This window comes from Microcoleus sp. PH2017_05_CCC_O_A (genome assembly GCF_020738785.1).
Classification (GTDB): domain Bacteria; phylum Cyanobacteriota; class Cyanobacteriia; order Cyanobacteriales; family Microcoleaceae; genus Microcoleus.
The window spans coordinates 11,620-12,102 of the sequence record NZ_JAEQCB010000210.1; the positions used below are offsets into that span (position 1 = coordinate 11,620).

The 483-nt window shown below is 50.7% G+C and carries 1 pseudogene (only partly in view); it reads right to left on the reverse strand.

Going from position 1 to position 483, the window contains the following annotated elements:
• A pseudogene (locus JGK20_RS31330) lies at positions 1 to 483 on the reverse strand (glutamate synthase-related protein); its annotated part reaches 1,628 nt to the left of the window's first position; the annotation flags it as partial.

Sequence of the window (483 nt, forward strand, 5' to 3'; positions counted from 1 at the left end):
TGAGGCGGAGGCGAAATCAAGCCTACGCCGGGAGTTGAGTGCCGGACTTTGGCAATCCACGGGTATACTTTTTTACCGGGTAACTGTCCGCCTTCTCCGAGTTTTGCCCCTTGCGCCATCTTGATTTGGAGTTCCTTCGCTTGGGAAAGGTACAAGCTGGTAACGCCGAAACGCCCGGAAGCAACTTGTTTGATCGCACTGTTTTTCGAGTCACCGCGATCGTTTGTCCAAGTATATCGATCGGGATCTTCGCCACCTTCACCAGTGTTCGATTTGCCACCAATGCGGTTCATCGCGATGGCTAAAGATTCGTGGGCTTCTTGGGAAATCGAACCATAACTCATCGCCCCGGTTTTGAAGCGTTTGATAATAGATTCGATCGGCTCAACTTCCTCAATCGGAATCGATTCCCGCTGCTTGAATTCCAGCAAACCGCGTAGGGTAAAATGCTGTTGACTTTGTTCGTTAACCAGCCCGGAATAC